The 18,049-nt window shown below is 61.9% G+C and carries 19 protein-coding genes; 8 read left to right on the forward strand and 11 right to left on the reverse strand.

Going from position 1 to position 18,049, the window contains the following annotated elements; translation table 11 throughout:
• Positions 1 to 44: 44 nt before the first annotated feature.
• Genes fepC through fepD form a run of 3 tightly spaced genes read right to left on the reverse strand, consistent with a single transcriptional unit; the run spans position 45 to position 2,835 of the window.
• Positions 45 to 845, reverse strand: a complete 801-nt coding sequence (gene fepC, locus M2433_RS06370; RefSeq protein WP_096149780.1) for an iron-enterobactin ABC transporter ATP-binding protein — start codon at positions 843 to 845, stop codon at positions 45 to 47.
• A complete protein-coding gene (gene fepG, locus M2433_RS06375) occupies positions 842 to 1,831 on the reverse strand; it encodes an iron-enterobactin ABC transporter permease (RefSeq protein WP_429053812.1) in 990 nt (329 codons plus the stop codon). Before fepG ends, fepC begins: the two co-directional genes overlap by 4 nt.
• Positions 1,831 to 2,835 (reverse strand): Fe(3+)-siderophore ABC transporter permease, encoded by a 1,005-nt coding sequence (gene fepD / locus M2433_RS06380; RefSeq protein WP_420984901.1) that lies wholly within the window; start codon positions 2,833 to 2,835, stop codon positions 1,831 to 1,833. Before fepD ends, fepG begins: the two co-directional genes overlap by 1 nt.
• Positions 2,836 to 2,943: 108 nt before the next feature.
• On the opposite strand from fepD, the gene entS reads away from it, so the two are divergent.
• The gene (entS, locus tag M2433_RS06385) at positions 2,944 to 4,191 is read left to right on the forward strand and encodes an enterobactin transporter EntS (protein WP_429053467.1); all 1,248 of its coding nucleotides are present in this window, start codon (positions 2,944 to 2,946) and stop codon (positions 4,189 to 4,191) included.
• Between the two features lie 46 nt (positions 4,192 to 4,237).
• Here entS and fepB read toward each other — a convergent pair whose 3' ends face one another.
• The gene (fepB, locus tag M2433_RS06390; RefSeq protein WP_429053466.1) at positions 4,238 to 5,197 is read right to left on the reverse strand and encodes a Fe2+-enterobactin ABC transporter substrate-binding protein; all 960 of its coding nucleotides are present in this window, start codon (positions 5,195 to 5,197) and stop codon (positions 4,238 to 4,240) included.
• Between the two features lie 188 nt (positions 5,198 to 5,385).
• Here fepB and entC point away from each other — a divergent pair, with 188 nt between their 5' ends.
• The 5 genes from entC to entH are packed head-to-tail and all read left to right on the forward strand — an operon-like array spanning position 5,386 to position 10,212.
• On the forward strand, positions 5,386 to 6,561 hold the full coding sequence (gene entC / locus M2433_RS06395; RefSeq protein ID WP_429053465.1) for an isochorismate synthase EntC: 1,176 nt from the start codon (positions 5,386 to 5,388) through the stop codon (positions 6,559 to 6,561).
• 9 nt (positions 6,562 to 6,570) lie between these two features.
• Entirely contained in the window at positions 6,571 to 8,181 is a 1,611-nt protein-coding gene (entE, locus tag M2433_RS06400) for a (2,3-dihydroxybenzoyl)adenylate synthase EntE (protein ID WP_429053464.1), read from the forward strand.
• 10 nt (positions 8,182 to 8,191) lie between these two features.
• Positions 8,192 to 9,046: an isochorismatase family protein gene (locus tag M2433_RS06405; RefSeq protein ID WP_429053463.1), complete on the forward strand. Its 855-nt coding sequence runs from the start codon at positions 8,192 to 8,194 to the stop codon at positions 9,044 to 9,046.
• Complete coding sequence (gene entA / locus M2433_RS06410; protein ID WP_429053462.1) at positions 9,046 to 9,798, forward strand: 2,3-dihydro-2,3-dihydroxybenzoate dehydrogenase EntA; 753 nt, start codon at positions 9,046 to 9,048, stop codon at positions 9,796 to 9,798. Before M2433_RS06405 ends, entA begins: the two co-directional genes overlap by 1 nt.
• A complete protein-coding gene (entH, locus tag M2433_RS06415; RefSeq protein ID WP_429053461.1) occupies positions 9,799 to 10,212 on the forward strand; it encodes a proofreading thioesterase EntH in 414 nt (137 codons plus the stop codon).
• A 67-nt stretch (positions 10,213 to 10,279) separates the two neighbouring features.
• Here the strand turns inward: entH and M2433_RS06420 are convergent, their stop codons facing one another.
• Genes M2433_RS06420 through M2433_RS06430 form a run of 3 tightly spaced genes read right to left on the reverse strand, consistent with a single transcriptional unit; the run spans position 10,280 to position 12,562 of the window.
• Positions 10,280 to 11,392: a M20 family metallopeptidase gene (locus M2433_RS06420; RefSeq protein WP_429053460.1), complete on the reverse strand. Its 1,113-nt coding sequence runs from the start codon at positions 11,390 to 11,392 to the stop codon at positions 10,280 to 10,282.
• Positions 11,393 to 11,405: 13 nt separating this feature from the next.
• A complete protein-coding gene (locus M2433_RS06425) occupies positions 11,406 to 11,870 on the reverse strand; it encodes a YjiG family protein (protein ID WP_047347137.1) in 465 nt (154 codons plus the stop codon).
• Positions 11,867 to 12,562 carry a nucleoside recognition domain-containing protein gene (locus M2433_RS06430; RefSeq protein WP_429053458.1) on the reverse strand — a complete coding sequence of 232 codons (696 nt, stop codon included), beginning with the start codon at positions 12,560 to 12,562 and terminating at the stop codon, positions 11,867 to 11,869. The genes M2433_RS06425 and M2433_RS06430 overlap by 4 nt, the downstream gene beginning before the upstream one ends.
• A 268-nt stretch (positions 12,563 to 12,830) precedes the next feature.
• On the opposite strand from M2433_RS06430, the gene cstA reads away from it, so the two are divergent.
• Together cstA and M2433_RS06440 are read left to right on the forward strand one after the other, a co-directional pair.
• Positions 12,831 to 14,936, forward strand: coding sequence for a pyruvate/proton symporter CstA (gene cstA, locus M2433_RS06435; RefSeq protein ID WP_429053457.1), 2,106 nt, complete (start codon positions 12,831 to 12,833; stop codon positions 14,934 to 14,936).
• 118 nt (positions 14,937 to 15,054) lie between these two features.
• Entirely contained in the window at positions 15,055 to 15,252 is a 198-nt protein-coding gene (locus M2433_RS06440) for a YbdD/YjiX family protein (protein WP_006809671.1), read from the forward strand.
• Here the strand turns inward: M2433_RS06440 and M2433_RS06445 are convergent.
• From M2433_RS06445 to M2433_RS06460, 4 genes are all read right to left on the reverse strand, one after another.
• Complete coding sequence (locus tag M2433_RS06445) at positions 15,249 to 15,653, reverse strand: helix-turn-helix domain-containing protein (RefSeq protein ID WP_010428455.1); 405 nt, start codon at positions 15,651 to 15,653, stop codon at positions 15,249 to 15,251. The two genes, M2433_RS06440 and M2433_RS06445, sit on opposite strands and share 4 nt — an antisense overlap.
• Entirely contained in the window at positions 15,625 to 15,930 is a 306-nt protein-coding gene (locus M2433_RS06450; RefSeq protein ID WP_429053455.1) for a type II toxin-antitoxin system RelE family toxin, read from the reverse strand. The genes M2433_RS06445 and M2433_RS06450 overlap by 29 nt, the downstream gene beginning before the upstream one ends.
• A 183-nt stretch (positions 15,931 to 16,113) precedes the next feature.
• On the reverse strand, positions 16,114 to 16,857 hold the full coding sequence (locus M2433_RS06455) for an SDR family NAD(P)-dependent oxidoreductase (protein ID WP_429053454.1): 744 nt from the start codon (positions 16,855 to 16,857) through the stop codon (positions 16,114 to 16,116).
• 57 nt (positions 16,858 to 16,914) lie between these two features.
• Positions 16,915 to 18,003, reverse strand: coding sequence for an oxidoreductase (locus M2433_RS06460; protein WP_429053453.1), 1,089 nt, complete (start codon positions 18,001 to 18,003; stop codon positions 16,915 to 16,917).
• Positions 18,004 to 18,049 lie beyond the last annotated feature (46 nt).

An 18,049-nucleotide genomic window follows, 5' to 3' on the forward strand; every position in this document is an offset into this window, starting at 1 on the left:
CCCAGCCCTCTCCCCATAGGGGAGAGGGTCAGGGTGAGGGGGCATCAGACCGCACGCTTTCCAAGCGGCACCACCAGCGGCGTGCCCGCCACCGGATCGTCAATAATCATGCAGCGCATGCCGTAGATCCGCTCGATCAGCTCCGGCGTCACAATTTCTTTCGGCGCGCCCTGCGCCACAATCTCGCCGTCGCGTAGCGCAATCAGATGCGTGGCGTAGCGGCACGCCTGGTTTAAATCGTGCAGCACCGCTGCCAGGGTGTAGCCCTGCGTGCGGTTCAGCTCGCTCAGCAGCTCCAGCAGGTCAATCTGATGGCTGATGTCGAGCCAGGTCGTCGGCTCGTCCAGCAGCATGATGGAAGTCTCCTGAGCCAGCACCATCGCGATCCACGCGCGCTGGCGCTGCCCGCCGGAAAGGGTGTCCACGCTCTGCTGGGCCAGATCGGTAATCCCCGTCGCCTGCATCGCGCGGTTCACCGCCTCGTCATCCTCTTTACGCCAGCGGGTGAACAGCGGCTGGTGCGGATAGCGCCCGCGCGAGACCAGCTCCTGTACCGTGATGTCTCCCGGCGTGGTGGCGTTTTGCGCCAGCAGCCCGATGCGCCGCGCCACCTCTTTACTCGCGAAGCGCTGGATCTGCTCGCCGTCGAGGAACACGCTACCCTCAGCCGGCGTCATCAGGCGGCTCAGCGTGCGCAGCAGGGTCGATTTGCCGCAGCCGTTCGGCCCGATGATTGCCGTAAAATGGCCGTCCGGAATGGCGACGGATAAGTCACGGGCAATAATTTTTTTGCCGTAGCCGAGGGTAAGATTTTCGCCGCGCAAGCGGGTGGTTGAATCTGTCATTTCTTGCGTGACTCCTGAACGAGCAAGACGATGAGGTAAATCCCGCCGAGGCTGACGGTCACCACGCCCACCGGCAGTTGATAAGGCATAAACAGCCGCTGGGCGCAGAGATCGGCGGCCAGCAGCAACAATGCGCCGCAGAACGCCGCCTGGGTTAATCCCCAGCGCGCCGTCCCGCTAAGGCGGCGGGCGATGTGCGGTGCCACGAGGGCGATAAACGAAATCGGCCCGGCGATAGCGGTAGAGGCGGCAGTCAGCAGTACGGCGACCAGCATCAGCATCAGGCGCGAGCGCTCGACGCCCACCCCCAGCGCGCAGGCGCTGTCGTCGCCCATCTCCAGCAGGCGCATGCGTCGCACCAGCAGCAGCGCGCCGATAAACATCAGCACAATCAGCGGCGCGGCGGGCCAGGTTTTGCCACACGTTAAGCCGTTGAGCGAGCCGGCATACCACAGCCCGGCGGAGAGGGCGGTTTCCAGCGAGGCCTGCAGTAAAAGCCAGGTGTTAAAGGCCATCAGCATGGCGCGTATGCCGATACCGATGATGATCAGACGGAAGGTGTCGATGCCGTTGCGCCAGGCCAGCGCCCAGATCAGTAATGACGTCAGAATGCCGCCCGCCATCGCCGTAAAGGTAATCGCCGTCAGGTGCTGACCAAACAGCACCATCGCCACCAGCACGCCGCTCCAGGCCCCGGTGTTGAGGCCCATTACGTCCGGGCTGCCGAGCGGGTTGCGCATCAGCGACTGGAATATCGCACCGCTCACGCCGAGCGCCGCGCCCACCAGAATGGCCATCGCCACGCGCGGCAGTCGCCACTCCGTCACTACCATAGTGATGTTGCGCGGCGCGCTGCCGAGCAGGGCGTTAAAGACCTGCGCAAAATCGAGCGTGACCGCGCCGCTGCGCAGGCTCCAGACCGCCAGCAGCAGAATGGCGATAAGCAGCAGCGAGACGCAGGCGACTAAACGCCGGGACGGGGCCATCATGCGCCACCTCCGCGCTTACGGCGCACGAGGAAGATCAGCACTGGCGCGCCGATAAAGGCGCTGACCACCGAGACGCGCAGCTCGCCGGGCACCAGCAGGCGGCCCAGCACGTCGGCAAACAGCAGCAGGGCAGGGGTGGCCAGCAGCGTCACCGGCAGCGACCAGCGGTGATCCGCCCCCACCAGCCAGCGCGCCATGTGCGGCATCATCAGGCCAATAAAGGCGATCGGGCCGACCACCGCGGTCGCGCTGCCGCACAGTACGGTGATGGCGAGCAGACCAATCAGCTGCGTGCGCGCCACGCGGTTGCCGAGGGCGGTCGCGGTATCGCTGCCGAGGCTCAGGCTGTTGAGCGCGCGGCTTAAAAACAGCGCCACGGCGGCAGCGATAATGACTGGGATCGCCACCACTTTTAACGTTTCAAGGGTGCGGATATCCAGCGAACCGGCCTGCCAGAAGCGCAGCTGGTCGTAAACGTCCGGGTTGAGCAGGGCGATGCCGTTGGATAAGCCTTCCAGCACCGCCGCGAGCGCCACGCCCGCCAGCGTCAGGCGGACCGGACTCAGCTGGCCGCCGCCCTGGCTGCCGGTAAAGGCCACGACCAGCGAGGCGGCCAGCGCGCCGCAGAAGGCCATCGCCAGCTGTTCGGAAGGTGAGGTCAACCCGAACAGCGCCGCGCCGAGCACGATGGCAAAGCTGGCGCCGGAGTTAACGCCGAGAATGCCGGGGTCCGCCAGCGGGTTACGGGTAAGGGTTTGCATCAGGGCACCGGCAAGGCCGAGCGCGCCACCCGCCAGCAGTCCGGCAAGCGTGCGGGGGAGCCGGGCGTCGAGCACGATAATACAGTCAGCGCTCCGGCAGGTGCCGGAGAGCGCATCAACGATAACGGACGCGGGCAGCGGCTTCGCGCCAACCAGCAGGCTGAGTGCAACCGCAAGGCTCAGGAGCAGCAGTAAAACGGGCACGGCAACGGCGCGCACCGCAGAAGAGGAAAACGACATAGCAACATCCATGATTTGATAATGATAGTGATTATCGTTATCTATCTTATTTGGCTATGTTAGCATGTGCGCCCATGGAAAGGGTAGAAATAGACTCAAGGCTTTGTCATGAATCAAAAATCCTGGCTGCTCAACCTCAGCCTGCTGAAAACGCACCCGGCGTATCGCGCCGTATTTATCGCTCGCTTTATCTCCATTTTGTCCCTCGGGCTGCTCGGCGTGGCCGTGCCGGTACAGATCCAGACCCTGACGCACTCCAGCTGGCTGGTGGGGTTATCCGTCACCTTAACCGGCGGGGCGATGTTCATCGGCCTGATGGTCGGCGGCGTGCTGGCGGACCGCTACGAGCGTAAAAAGCTGATCCTGCTGGCGCGCGGCACCTGCGGCGTGGGCTTTATCGGGCTGTGCCTGAACGCCCTGCTGCCGGAGCCGTCGCTGATTGCCATTTACGCCCTTGGCCTGTGGGACGGTTTCTTTGCCTCGCTGGGCGTGACGGCGCTGCTGGCGGCAACGCCCGCGCTGGTCGGGCGCGAGAACCTGATGCAGGCGGGGGCGATCACCATGCTCACCGTGCGCCTCGGCTCGGTGATTTCGCCGATGGTGGGTGGGCTGCTGCTGGCGACCGGCAACGTGGCGTGGAACTACGGACTGGCGGCGGCGGGGACCTTTATCACCACCCTGACCCTGCTGCGCCTGCCGCTGCTGCCGCCTCCGCCGCAGCCGCGCGAGCATCCGCTGAAATCGCTGATGGCCGCTATTCGTTTCCTGTTCAGCAACCCGCTGATTGGCGGCATTGCGCTGCTCGGCGGCCTGCTGACGATGGCGAGCGCCGTGCGCGTGCTCTACCCGGCGCTGGCGGGAGAGTGGCAGATGAGCGCCTCGGAGATTGGCGTGCTGTACGCCGCCATTCCGCTCGGCGCGGCGTGCGGAGCGCTGACCAGCGGCAACCTGGCGCAAAGCGCGCGGCCGGGGTTGATTATGCTGCTTGCCACGCTGGCGTCGTTTATCGCCATTGGCTTCTTTAGCCTGATGCCGGTGTGGGCGCTGGGCGTGCTGTGCCTGGTGATCTTCGGCTGGCTGAGCGCCATCAGCTCGCTTTTGCAGTACACCCTGATCCAGACCCAGACGCCGGAAGGGATGCTCGGGCGCATTAACGGCCTGTGGACGGCGCAGAACGTGACGGGGGATGCGATTGGCGCGGCGATCCTCGGCGGGCTGGGGGCGATGATGACCCCGGTGGCCTCGGCGAGCAGCTGCGGGTTTGCGTTAGCGATGGTTGGCGTGATGTTGTTCGTGGCGCTGGTGGAATTGCGGCGGTTCAGGCAGGAGAGTGTGTTGAACGACGGTGCGGCCTGATGCCCTCACCCCGACCCTCTCCCACAGGGAGAGGGAGGGAAAATGCCTACTTAAACAACGCATTCAATCTGTCTAACACCAGCATTGCGCTGTAATAATCCAGGCGGAACGTCTCGGTTCCCAATGCCCAAACCCGTTTGTTTTTCACCGACGGCAGATGCGCCAGCAGCGGGTTGGCGTAAATTGCGTCGACGTCTTTCTTATCGCCCGCAAACACAAACAATCCTTCACCGTTCAGCCCCGTCGCCAGGTTTTCCCCACCCAGCTGAATAATGTCGTGGCGTTTGCCCTGGCTTTTAGAGGTCTGCAGCCCGGCGGGCAGCTCCGCCAGCGTAAAGCCCAGCTGGTGCAGCAGCTTGCCCTGGGCCGATTCAGCGGTCCACAGGTTGGCGCTGCGCGCGGCGGCGGTGTAGACGATGGCGTTCACAGGCTGCGGCGGCAGCTTCATCTGCTCTTTTACCTGCGCGAGCTGCTTATCAAAAGCGGCAATGCGCTCTGCGGCCTGCTTTTCCTGGCCGGTAAGGGTGCCGAGCTGCGTCAGCAGTTCCTGCCAGCTCTTGTCGTCGTAGTTGATGATAAGCGTCGGCGCGATGGCGGAGAGCTGATCGTACAGCGCCAGCGCGGAATCCCCGCCGGTGGCGCTGATCAAAATCAGATCCGGCATCTGGGCGGCAACCGCTTCGGCGCTCGGCTCGCCAATGTACAGCCGCGCAACCTTGCGCTGTTTCGCAATATCCCCCCACTGGCGCAGGAAACCCTGCCCATCCGCCACGCGGTTGTTCGGCGCGGTGGCGCCGCTGGCGACGACCGGGGCGTCAATTGCCAGCAGGGAGCCGGTTAAGGTCACGCTGGTTGAGACGATGCGCGTCGGCTTGCTCTCCAGGGTATGCACGCCGCGGCTGTCGGTCACCTGGCGCGGCCAGTCGGCGGCGGTCGCTGAGGTTAGTCCTAAAACAAAAAGGCCTGTCAGAAGAAAGGCATTACGGCAAAGGGCAGGGAATTTCACTGAGCGGCATCCTGTTATCGTTGAAGTTAATGCTTCTCATTTTCATGATTGCCGGGAAGGGATGCAAGCGTTTGTCGCACAAGTTGTTTGACCGACGGTTGACAGCGGGGCGCTGTGGGATTAGGTTAGCCGACGAAAATATAAATGATAATCATTATTGCTTCTTTTATCATTTTGAGGAGGATGATATGGATACGTCCCTGGCTGAGGAAGTTCAGCACACCGCAACTACGCTGCAATCAGACAGCTTTTTCTTTATGTCGCCTTACCGCAGTTTTACCGCGTCCGGCTGTTTTGCCCGCTTCAATGAACCCGCCGTCGGCGGCGACGATCCGGCGGGTCCGTTCCAGCAAAAATTAGCCCAGGCCTTCCGGAATGCAAAAGCCAGCGGCATTGCTCACCCGGTGATGGTGGGGGCGATCCCATTTGATACCCGCAAGCCCTCGTCGCTGTTTATTCCGCAGCGCTGGCAGACCTTTTCCCGTCCCGCGCGTCAGCAGTCATCACGCTATTTTTCCGGCTCGCAGGCGCTGAAGGTGGAACAACGCACCGAGATCCCGCCGCAGCCCGTGTTTGAAGAGATGGTCGCCCGCGCCGCGGCACTCACCGCCACGCCGCAGGTGAACAAAGTGGTGCTATCGCGCCTGATTGATATCGCGACCGACAAACGCATGGACAGCGGCGCCCTGCTGGAGCGCCTTATTGCCCAGAACCCATCGAGCTTCAACTTTCACGTGCCGCTGGAAGACGGCGGCGTGCTGCTCGGGGCAAGCCCGGAGCTGCTGCTGCGCAAAGAGGGCGCGCACTTTAGCTCGCTGCCGCTGGCGGGTTCCGCGCGCCGCCAGCCGGATGACGTGCTGGATCGCGAGGCGGGCAACAAGCTGCTGGCGTCCGAAAAAGACCGTCACGAGCACGACCTGGTGACCCAGGCGATGAAGGCCATTCTGGCACCGCGCAGCCACCATCTCAGCATGCCGGATTCTCCTCAGTTGATTACCACGCCGACGCTGTGGCATCTGGCGACGCCCGTGGAGGGCGAGGCGCGTGAAAACGAGAACGCCCTGACCCTGGCCTGCCTGCTGCACCCGACGCCGGCGCTGAGCGGCTTCCCGCATCAGGCGGCAAAAGAGCTGATTGCCGAGCTGGAGCCGTTCGACCGCGAGCTGTTCGGCGGCATCGTCGGCTGGTGCGACAGCGAAGGCAACGGCGAGTGGGTGGTGACCATCCGCTGCGCGCGTCTGCATAAAAATAGCGTTCGCCTGTTTGCCGGTGCGGGCATTGTGCCCGCCTCCTCCCCGGTGGGCGAGTGGCGCGAGACCGGCGTGAAGCTCTCCACCATGCTCAACGTTTTTGGTTTGCACTAAGGAAGACTGATGACCATTCCCTTTACCCGCTGGCCTGAGGAATTTGCCCGGCGCTACCGTGAAAAAGGCTACTGGCAGGATCTGCCGCTGACCCACATCCTGACGGATCGCGCGGACAGCGATGCCGTGGCGATAATCGACGGCGAGCGGCACATCACCTACCGCGCGTTTAATCAGGCGGTGAACAACCTGGCGTCCGCCCTTGAGGCGCAGGGGCTGCAGCGCGGCGAGACGGCGCTGGTGCAGCTTGGCAACGTGGCCGAGTTCTACATCACCTTCTTCGCGCTGCTGCAAATTGGCGTGGCGCCGGTGAACGCGCTCTTTAGCCACCAGCGCAGCGAGCTGAACGCTTACGCCCTGCAAATCAAACCCGCCGTGCTGATTGCCGATCGCGACCACGCGCTGTTTGTGGGCGATGACTTCCTCAACGCTTTCGTGGATGAACACCGTTCGGTACGCGTCGTCCTGCTGCGCGGTGACGGGGGCGAGCATGCGCTGGAGGCGGCGATTTCCCGCCCGGCGGACAATTTTATTGCCAACCCGACCCCTGCGGACGAGGTGGCGTTTTTCCAGCTTTCCGGCGGCAGCACCGGCACGCCCAAGCTTATCCCGCGCACGCATAACGATTACGACTACAGCATCCGCCGCAGCAACGAGATCTGCAGCATTACCGCCGAAACCCGTTACCTGAACGCGCTCCCTGCGGCGCATAACTACGCCATGAGCTCCCCGGGATCGTTAGGCGTCTTTACCGCGGGCGGGTGCGTGGTGCTGGCGAACGATCCGAGTGCGACGCTCTGCTTCCCGCTGATTGAACGGCATCAGGTTAACGTCACCTCGCTGGTGCCCCCGGCGGTTAGCCTGTGGCTGCAGGCCATCGCCGACGGCGCGGGCAACGCGCAGCTTAAATCGCTCAAATTGCTGCAGGTGGGCGGCGCGCGCCTGTCCGCCACGCTGGCGGCGCGCATTCCGGCCGAGATTGGCTGCCAGCTGCAGCAGGTGTTCGGCATGGCGGAAGGGCTGGTGAACTACACCGCGCTCGACGACGCGCCGGAGCGCATCATCAACACCCAGGGCCGCCCGATGTGCCCGGACGACGAGGTGTGGGTGGCGGACGAGCACGGCAACCCGCTGCCGCACGGCGAGGTCGGGCGTCTGATGACGCGCGGGCCCTATACCTTCCGCGGCTATTTCAACAGTCCGGAACACAACGCCAGCGCCTTCGACGCCAACGGCTTTTACTGCTCCGGCGATCTGATCGCCATCGATGAGCAGGGCTACATCACCGTGCAGGGGCGCGAGAAGGATCAGATCAACCGCGGCGGGGAGAAGATCGCCGCCGAGGAGATCGAGAACCTGCTGCTGCGCCACGAGGCGGTGATCCACGCCGCGCTGGTGAGCATGGAGGACAACCTGCTGGGCGAAAAAAGCTGCGCGTATCTGGTGGTGAAACAGCCCCTGCGCGCGGTCGAGGTGCGTCGCTTCCTGCGCGAGCAGGGCGTTGCCGAATTTAAGCTGCCGGACCGCGTGGAGAGCGTGGATGCGCTCCCACTGACGCCGGTCGGCAAAGTCGATAAGAAACAGTTGCGCCTGTGGCTTGCTGAACGCGCCCGGGGCTGAGGAAAAGAGTATGGCTATCCCAAAATTAACCGCTTACGCGCTGCCAACCGCCGCAGAGCTGCCGACCAGTAAAGTGAACTGGGCGTTTGAGCCTGAACGCGCCGCGCTGCTGATCCACGATATGCAGGAATACTTCCTGAACTTCTGGGGCGAAAATAGCACGATGATGCAGCAGGTGGTGGCGAACATCGCTAAACTTCGCGATTACTGCAAAGCGCACCATATTCCGGTCTATTACACCGCCCAGCCGAAAGAGCAGAGCGACGAAGACCGCGCCCTGCTGAACGACATGTGGGGGCCGGGCCTGACCCGCTCGCCGGAGCAGCAGCGTATCGTCGCTCAGCTGACGCCGGACGAAGCGGATACCGTGCTGGTGAAGTGGCGCTACAGCGCGTTCCACCGCTCGCCGCTGGAACAGATGCTGAAAGAGACGGGCCGCAACCAGCTGCTGATTACCGGCGTTTACGCCCACATCGGCTGCATGACCACCGCCACCGATGCCTTTATGCGCGACATCAAACCGTTCTTTATTGCCGACGCGCTGGCGGATTTCACCCGCGACGAGCATCTGATGTCCCTTAACTACGTCGCCGGGCGCTCTGGCCGCGTGGTGATGACCGACGAGCTGCTGCCGTCGGTGCCGGCTTCGAAGGCCGCGCTGCGCGAGCTGATCCTGCCGCTGCTGGACGAGTCCGACGAGCCGATGGATGACGAAAACCTGATCGACTACGGCCTGGACTCGGTACGCATGATGGCGCTGGCCGCGCGCTGGCGCAAAGTGCATGGCGATATCGACTTCGTGATGCTGGCCAAAAATCCCACCCTCGACGCCTGGTGGGCGCTGCTCTCCCGCGAGGTGAAGTGATGGGTTTTGATTTTACCGGCAAAACCGTCTGGGTGACGGGCGCGGGAAAGGGGATTGGCTACGCGACGGCGCTGGCGTTTGCCGAAGCCGGCGCGCAGGTGACCGGCTTCGATCTGGCCTTCCCGCAGGAAGATTATCCGTTTGCCATCGAAACGCTGGACGTGGCAGATTTTGCTCAGGTCAGCGATGTGTGTGGCCGTTTGCTTAATACCCTTGAGCGTCTGGACGTGCTGGTCAACGCGGCGGGCATTCTGCGCATGGGGGCGACGGACCAGCTCTCGCATGCGGACTGGCAGCAGACCTTCGCGGTCAACGTCGGCGGCGCGTTCAACCTGTTCCAGCAGACGATGGGCCAGTTCCGCCGTCAGCAGGGTGGGGCGATTGTGACGGTAGCCTCTGACGCGGCACATACGCCGCGCATCGGCATGAGCGCCTACGGTGCGTCGAAAGCGGCGCTGAAGAGCCTGGCCCTGACCGTCGGGCTGGAGCTGGCGAGCAGCGGCGTGCGCTGTAACCTGGTGTCGCCGGGCTCAACGGATACCGACATGCAGCGCACCCTGTGGAAAAGCGACGACGCGGAGCAGCAGCGCATTCGCGGCTTTGGCGAGCAGTTTAAGCTCGGCATTCCGCTGGGCAAAATCGCCCGCCCGCAGGAGATTGCCAGTACGGTGCTGTTCCTCGCCTCCGATACCGCCAGCCATATCACCCTGCAGGATATCGTGGTGGACGGCGGGTCCACGCTGGGGGCGTAGATGATCTGGAAACGTCACTTACCGCTCGAGGAGCTGAACGCGACAAGCCTGAATACCCTGGTGGCGCATCTGGGTATCGTCTATACCCGCATCGGTGACGACACGCTGGAAGCGGAGATGCCGGTGGATGCGCGTACCCACCAGCCGTTTGGCCTGCTGCACGGCGGGGCCTCGGCGGCGCTGGCGGAAACGCTCGGCTCGATGGCCGGGTATCTGATGACCCGCGACGGGCAGAGCGTGGTGGGAACGGAGCTTAACGCCACGCACCACCGGGCGGTGTCGCACGGCAAGGTGCGCGGGGTATGTCAGCCGCTGCATCTGGGGCGTTCCAGCCAGAGCTGGGAGATTGTGGTCTTCGACGAGCAGGGGCGGCGGTGCTGTACGTGTCGGTTGAGTACGATGGTGCTGGGTTGATTTTGTGCGGTCTGTTGCCCTCACCCTAACCCTCTCCCACAGGGAGAGGGGACGGTTTAGTGCAAAATTAGAGCATAGAGACTACACGTCTGAGTAATCGAATCCTCGGCTCAATCGACGCCTTATCCAGCCACTCCGCCGGGCTGTGGAACCCGGCGCCAACCGGCCCCAGGCCGTCGAGCGTCGGGATGCCGAGCGCGGCGGTGTGGTTGGCGTCGCTGCCGCCGCCGACCGCCTGCCAGGTAATGTCGATACCCTCCGCTTTTCCTGCAGCTTCTACCTGCTGCATCAGGGCCTGGGTCGCAATGCTTGCTGCCATCGCTGGCTTGTGATTCACCCGCGCAAGCGTAGTGGTGACGCCGTCTAAAAAGCCTTTTTCACATAACGCCTCCAGCGCCTGGTTCACCCGGTCGTACTCGTCGTTTTCCCAGAAGCGAACGTCCAGTTCTGCCACGGCGCTGTCCGCGACCACGTTCGCCGCGCTGCCGCCGTGAATCACCCCGATGTTGAGCGTGGTGCCGCGATCCCAGTCGGTTAGCGAATTAATGGCGATGACGCTGTTTGCCAGCGCGGTAATTGCCGAGCGACCTTTCTCCGGGTCGTTGCCCGCGTGTGCCGCCACGCCGCTGAAGGTGAGGTGATAGCCCGCCATCCCTTTACGCGCTTTCACCAGCGAGCCGTCGGCGCGGGCGGCTTCGCACACCAGCACGCAGCGGGAACGCTTAGCCAGCTCGCCAATCCATTCGTGGGAATGGACAGAGCCGGTCTCTTCGTCCGGGTTCATCGCGACGGCAATCGCGAGACGCTCGTTGTCTGCGGCGTCAAGCCCGCGCATTGCCCACAAAATATTCAGAAGTCCGCTCTTCATATCCGACACGCCGGGGCCGTACAGGCGGGTATCGTCCTCGCTCAGCGGACGCCCGGCCACGGTGCCAGCGGGAAACACGGTATCCAGATGGCCGACCAGCAGCACGTCGAACCGTTCTGCCTGCGGTTTGTTGCTGACGAATACGCCGGGGCCCACCTTGTCGCCCAAATTCACCTGCTCCGTGTGCCAGCCCTCGCGCTGCCAGAGCTGCTGCATGATGCCTGCGACGGCTGTTACGCCGTCAATCGTCTGGGTTCCGCAGTCCACGTTCACCAGGGTTTTCAGTTCTTCAATGTAGTGGTCAAGATTCATGTTTACGTCCTGTTCAGAGAATAATGCGCATCAGCAGCATGGCTAAAAATGCGTTGACGACCGAGATGGCGATCATCAGCGGAATGCGTTTGGCGCGGGTGCCGATCACCCCCAGAATGCGGCCCAGGTACTGCACCTGCGAGCCCATCAGGTAGATGGCGGGGGCCAGAATCGCCAGGTGCTCGCCGGTGAGGATGCCCTTATCAAACAGGCCGATGGCGACGCCGATCCCGCCGCCCATCGACATCCAGCCGCCAATCAGCACGGCGGCCGCTTCGCCCGGCAGGCCAAACAGGCCCATCAGCGGGGCGAAGATCGTGCCCAGCCCTTTTAGCGCGCCGGTAATTTCCAGCGCCTTGATGATGATAAAGGCCATCACCACGTTGGGCAGGGTGCTGCTGGTGGCGATGCTCCAGCCTTTGCGCGCGCCTTCGATAAACACATCGGTAATGACGGGATTGGACTGTGGGGCACTCATGCGGCACCTCCTTTACCGGTGAAAGACAGGATCAATCGCAGCAGATTGGCGCCCACGATTTTCATAATGAACATGACGGCGATGCAGGCCCCGATGGAGGTGGGCACTGCAGCCGTGCCGTCAACGGCGACCAGCGTAAAGAGGATGGCGCCGGAAGAGAAAAAGTTGGTGATCATCGCCCCGGCAGAGAACTGGAACATGGCGAAAACGTCTTTCTCTTTTTCGCTGATTTGCCCCTCATCAGACAGGTTTCGGGTGAGGGAAGCACCGACGTCGGTGCTTTGCAGGCTGCCTATCAGCGCCAGCCCGGTGGTGCCGGGAATGCCCAGGAGCGGGCGCAGCAGAGGGGTTAAGAGTTTGCGGGCGGCACGCAGCGCGCCATAGTGTTCCAGCACGTTGATCATCCCCAGCGCGAACATCACGGCCGGAATTAAACCGAGCGCGAAGAGAAACCCGTCCATCGCGCCGCTGCCGCCGGTGCCGCGAAAGGCGCTGCTGGCTGTGGTTAACGTACCGTCATCCAGACTGGCTTTACTGACCACTTTGCCAAACGCGCCGTTAAGGGTGGTGAAATCAAAAACGCCGTACCACTCTTTTCCGCCTAACAGGCCGGAGAAGAAAACGGCTGCAAACGCCAGGGCGAAGTACGCGCCCGGCCCGACCTGACTCTCCTGAGGTACTGAACTGTTCATATCCTTTTCCTTGTATGTACGCGATTGCGCAGGATCATTCTGGCGAGGTTATGAACAAAAAAAATGATACAAATCATTCCGTAAGGCGGCGCACGGATGAAAAAGGCAAAAGTGTGACCGGTGACGCCACGAAAGTGATCGGCTTAACAATGTGGTGTAAATGTCTGGTTTGACCACGCATTATTGCGTTTCAAAGTTGTTAAATTTTTCCGGTTGTTCTAGAAACAAAATGTAACATCTCACTGTTTCACAACAACGGATAACCACGATGAACAACTCAGGGAAATACCTTACATGGGCAGGGCTCTCCGTTGTGGGAGCCTTTGCCCTGGGCTATATCGCCCTCAACCGGGGGGAGCAGATCAACGCGCTGTGGATCGTTGTCGCCTCCGTCTGCATTTATCTGATCGCGTATCGTTTTTATGGCCGCTATATCGCGAAGAACGTCCTGGGGGTCGATGCCACGCGCATGACGCCGGCCGTGCGTCATAACGACGGGCTGGACTACGTGCCGACCGACAAAAAAGTGCTGTTCGGTCACCATTTTGCGGCGATTGCCGGGGCAGGCCCGCTGGTGGGGCCGGTACTGGCGGCGCAGATGGGCTACCTGCCGGGGATGATCTGGATCCTCGCCGGCGTGGTGCTGGCGGGCGCGGTGCAGGACTTTATGGTGTTGTTCGTCTCCACCCGCCGCGACGGGCGTTCGCTGGGCGAGCTGGTGAAAGAGGAGATGGGGGCGACGGCCGGAGTGATTGCGCTGGTGGCGACCTTTATGATCATGGTGATCATCCTCGCGGTGCTGGCGATGATCGTGGTGAAAGCGCTGACCCACAGCCCGTGGGGGACGTACACCGTTGCCTTCACCATTCCGCTGGCGCTGTTTATGGGGATCTACATCCGCTATCTGCGTCCGGGCCGCATTGGTGAAGTGTCGGTGATTGGCCTGGTGTTCCTCGTGTTCGCTATTATCTCCGGCGGCTGGGTTGCGGAAAGCCCGACCTGGGCCCCGTTCTTCGACTTTACCGGCGTACAGCTCACCTGGATGCTGGTGGGGTACGGCTTCGTGGCGGCGGTGCTGCCGGTGTGGCTGCTGCTGGCCCCGCGCGACTACCTCTCTACCTTCCTGAAAATCGGCACCATCGTCGGGCTGGCGATCGGCATTCTGATTATGCGCCCGACCCTGACCATGCCCGCGCTGACTAAATTCATCGACGGCACCGGCCCGGTCTGGACCGGCAACCTGTTCCCGTTCCTGTTTATCACCATCGCCTGCGGTGCGGTGTCGGGCTTCCACGCCCTGATTGCCTCCGGCACCACGCCGAAGATGCTGGCGAATGAAAATCAGGCCTGCCTGATCGGCTACGGCGGCATGCTGATGGAGTCCTTTGTTGCCATCATGGCGCTGGTCTCCGCCTGCATTATCGACCCGGGCGTCTACTTCGCGATGAACAGCCCGATGGCGGTACTGGCCCCTGCCGGCACCGTTGACGTCGTGGCGTCTGCCGCGCAGGTGGTGAGTGGCTGGGGCTTTGCGATTACCCCTGAAACGCTCACGCACATTGCTAATGAGGTGGGCGAGCAGTCGATCATCTCCCGTGCGGGTGGGGCGCCTACGCTTGCGGTGGGAATGGCCTACATTCTCCACGGCGCGCTGGGCGGGCTGATGGACGTCTCCTTCTGGTATCACTTCGCCATCCTGTTCGAGGCGCTGTTTATCCTGACGGCGGTGGACGCAGGCACCCGTGCGGCGCGCTTTATGCTGCAGGATCTGCTGGGCGTGATCTCCCCGAACCTGAAGCGTACCGATTCACTCCCGGCTAACCTGCTGGCGACGGCGCTGTGCGTGCTGGCGTGGGGCTATTTCCTGCATCAGGGCGTGGTCGACCCGCTGGGTGGGATTAACACCCTGTGGCCGCTGTTCGGTATCGCCAACCAGATGCTGGCAGGCATGGCGCTGATGCTCTGCGCGGTAGTGCTGTTCAAGATGAAGCGCCAGCGCTACGCGTGGGTGGCGCTGGTGCCAACGGCATGGCTGCTGATTTGTACTCTGACGGCGGGCTGGCAGAAGGCCTTCAGCCCGGACAACAAGGTGGGCTTCCTGGCGATTGCCAACAAGTTCCAGGCGATGATCGACAGCGCCAAGATCCCGGCGCAGTATACGGAATCACAGCTGTCGCAGCTGGTGTTTAACAACCGTCTGGATGCCGGGCTGACCATCTTCTTTATGGTGGTGGTCGTGGTGCTGGCGTTGTATTCTCTGAAGACCGCGCTGGCGGCGCTGAAAGTCGACAAGCCAACGGCGAAAGAGACACCTTACGAGCCGATGCCTGAAAACCTGGAAGAGATTGTCACCCAGGCCAAAGGGGCGCATTAATTTAATCAAACATACCCCTCACCCCGGCCCTCTCCCCAAAGGGGAGAGGGTGTTGTAAGTTCCCTCTCCCCTTTGGGGAGAGGGTTAGGGTGAGGGGGAAACAAACGAGAAATGACCTATGTTCGACACCCTTTCCAAAGCAGGTAAGTACCTGGGCCAGGCCGCAAAAATGATGATTGGCGTGCCGGACTACGACAACTACGTCGAGCATATGCGCGTCAACCATCCGGACCAGACGCCCATGACCTACGAAGAATTTTTCCGCGACCGCCAGGACGCCCGCTACGGCGGCAAGGGCGGGGCGAAGTGCTGTTAACCCTCTTTCGGTAAATAGAGGCTGATCTGTTCCTGCTTACAGCCGTAGATTGCCGCGAGCTTTTCGCGGGTGCGCTTTTGCGGACGGGAGTCCAGCGCTTCCAGCTGTGACACGGCAGACTGGCTGATGCCGAGTTTCTCTGCCACCTCCTGCTGGGACATGCCGCGCAGGATGCGCCATGCGGCCTGCAGGCTGACGTTCTGCCAGGTCATAATGCTGCACACTTCTCCCGGCAATTCCACGTCATCCAGACTATCGTGTTCGACCTCAATATCCTCCAGATCGTCATCGGTTTCGTCGTCAATTTCTGCCATCTGTAAAAGCATACGAAAATATTCGTGATAGGGAATAACGACGTACTGCGTTTTCCCGTTATCGTCCTTGATTAGCTGTACAGCCATAGTTGGCACTCTCCTCATGCAGGTAAGTCGTTGAAGTTCTGCGCTTGACGGCCAAAATATAACAATGGTTGTCGGGATCGTCCCGAAGCGTATAGATGATGCGGTAATCGCCAACGCGTAGCCGGAAATGATCTTCTGTCGCCGATATTTTTTTGATATCAGGCCGGGGAGCTGAGCGGTCATCCAGCTCAGTAAGCTTTACCTCAATGCGTCGCTGATACCGCTCGTCAATCTTTGAAAACGCCTTCTTTGCACCATTGGACCAGACAATCTTCATCCATACCTCCACTGTACGCCCACACAAAATATAAGGAAATAATAAGGCTATTAGATAAATTCCGAATTTCTTATGGGGTACTGTAGAGCGGAGAAAAAACGCAGGTAAGAGGCAAAACGCAAACCGTCGAAGCGGCTCGAAAACGCCTCTGCCAGGCGACAGAGGCTTACAGAAAATATGCGATCAGGCGTTCAGACCGCCGTCTACGTCCAGACCGGTACCGGAGATCTGCCCGGCTGCCGGGCTGGCAAGGAAGGTGACCGCCGCCGCGATGTCCTCCGGCTGGCCATAGTGACCGACCGCAATCATCTGGCGCTGGGCTTCCGCCTGTTCCCCGTCTTCCGGGTTCATATCGCTGTTGGTGGGGCCGGGGTGTACCAGATTAACGGTAATGCCGCGCGGCCCTAAATCACGGGCCAGCCCGCGGGTGAGGGAGTTGAGGGCGGACTTCGTCATTGAGTAAACGGCAATGCCCGGCATGGCCACGCGGTTAGCCAGACAGCTGCCGATGTTAATGATGCGCCCGCCGTCGGACATATGTACCAGCGCTTCCTGAATGGCGATCACCACGCCGCGGATGTTGACGTTGATAAGGGCGTCGATGTCCGCCAGCGTCATGGACTCCAGCGGGCCGCCGCGCGCGATACCCGCGTTGTTGACCAGAATGTCCAGCCCGCCGAGGGAGCGCGCTGCATGGGTGACGGCATCCTGAATCGCCTGCGCGCTGGCGCTGTCCGCCTGCACGGCTTCACCGTGCCGCCCAAGCGCCTTTATTTCATCGACAACCGCCTGGGCTTTGTCGGCAGATTTTTCATACGTAATAACCACGTCGGCACCGGCGCGCGCCAGCGACAGCGCGATAGCGCGACCCAACCCACGGCTGGCGCCGGTAACCAGCGCCTTCTTACCTGTTAAATCGATCTGCATGATGACCTCGTTGCGAGAGTGGTGAGAATCATCATTAGGTATAGACGGTCGGGGCGATTAACGGCTGAAGGATTCCACCTTTTCAAACGCCGCGCGCAGAACCTCAGGCGTTAACGTCACCGGCAGATAATGAATCGACTCGACCGGGCGCAGGGTGTGGGCAATGACCTTATCCAGTTCGTCGCGGTTATGGATATCGACCTCCAGCGCGCGAAGCGTGGTCGGCAGGTTAAAACGCCGATACGCCGAGACCAGCTGACCCAGCACGTCGTCCTGGCCGAGCAGGGCGCTCTGCACCAGAATCCCGTAGGCCACCTTGGTGCCGTGCAGGTATTTTTCCGTCTGCGGCAGCACGGTTAAGCCGTTATGCACCGCATGCGCCGCCGCCACGCGGGTATAGCGTTCGCCCAGACCGCCGACCATCCCGCCACCGGCAATAATCGCATCCACCACGTCCCGGAACGCCTGCGTCTGGTCACCGCGCTGCTGGTCGGCCAGCGCTTCCTCGCTGTGCTCCAGCAGCACGTCGCGGATCGCCAGCGCGCCGTTGATGCCGAGCCGCACGGTCAGCGGCAGGTTCTTCGGCTCAGGTGCCAACACCACCGCCTCGTACCACTTCGCCAGCGTATCGCCAATCCCCGCCAGCAGATACTCCGCCGGCGCGTTGAGGATGATTTGCGGCTCCACCAGTACCAGGAAGTTGGCGTCGTCGAAGATCTCAAACTGCAGCGCCTGACCGGCATCGTTGTACCAGACGGAGAGCGGTGTCCACGCCGCACAGGTGGCAGCGACGGTGGGGATACCCACGAACGGAACGCCTAAACGGCGCGCCACGGCTTTCACCGTATCCATTACCGCGCCGCCGCCAACGCCAATGACCACGCTCGCACCGCTACCGGCGTCATTCACCAGCTGGGTGACGTCGCGCTCGCTGCAGTGGCCCTTAAACAGCAGGTGCTTCGCCCCCGGCGCGTTAAAGCTCTCCGGCAGGAAAGGGCGCGCGCCTTCGATGGCGCGCTCGCCGTAAATCCACACCGCGCGGGAAAGTTGTTCCGGGGTAAAGAAGTCATGCAGATGCGCAAGGCTTCCGGGATGGGAGAAATAGTTCGCCGGGCCGGGTACGACGCGGATGTCGGTGTTGCTCATGGAGGTATCCTTTTTTTGGAAGCGCTAACCCGATGTTATGTCTGGA

Source organism: Enterobacter sp. AC1 (genome assembly GCF_050434705.1).
Taxonomy (GTDB): Bacteria; Pseudomonadota; Gammaproteobacteria; order Enterobacterales; family Enterobacteriaceae; genus Enterobacter; species Enterobacter cloacae_L.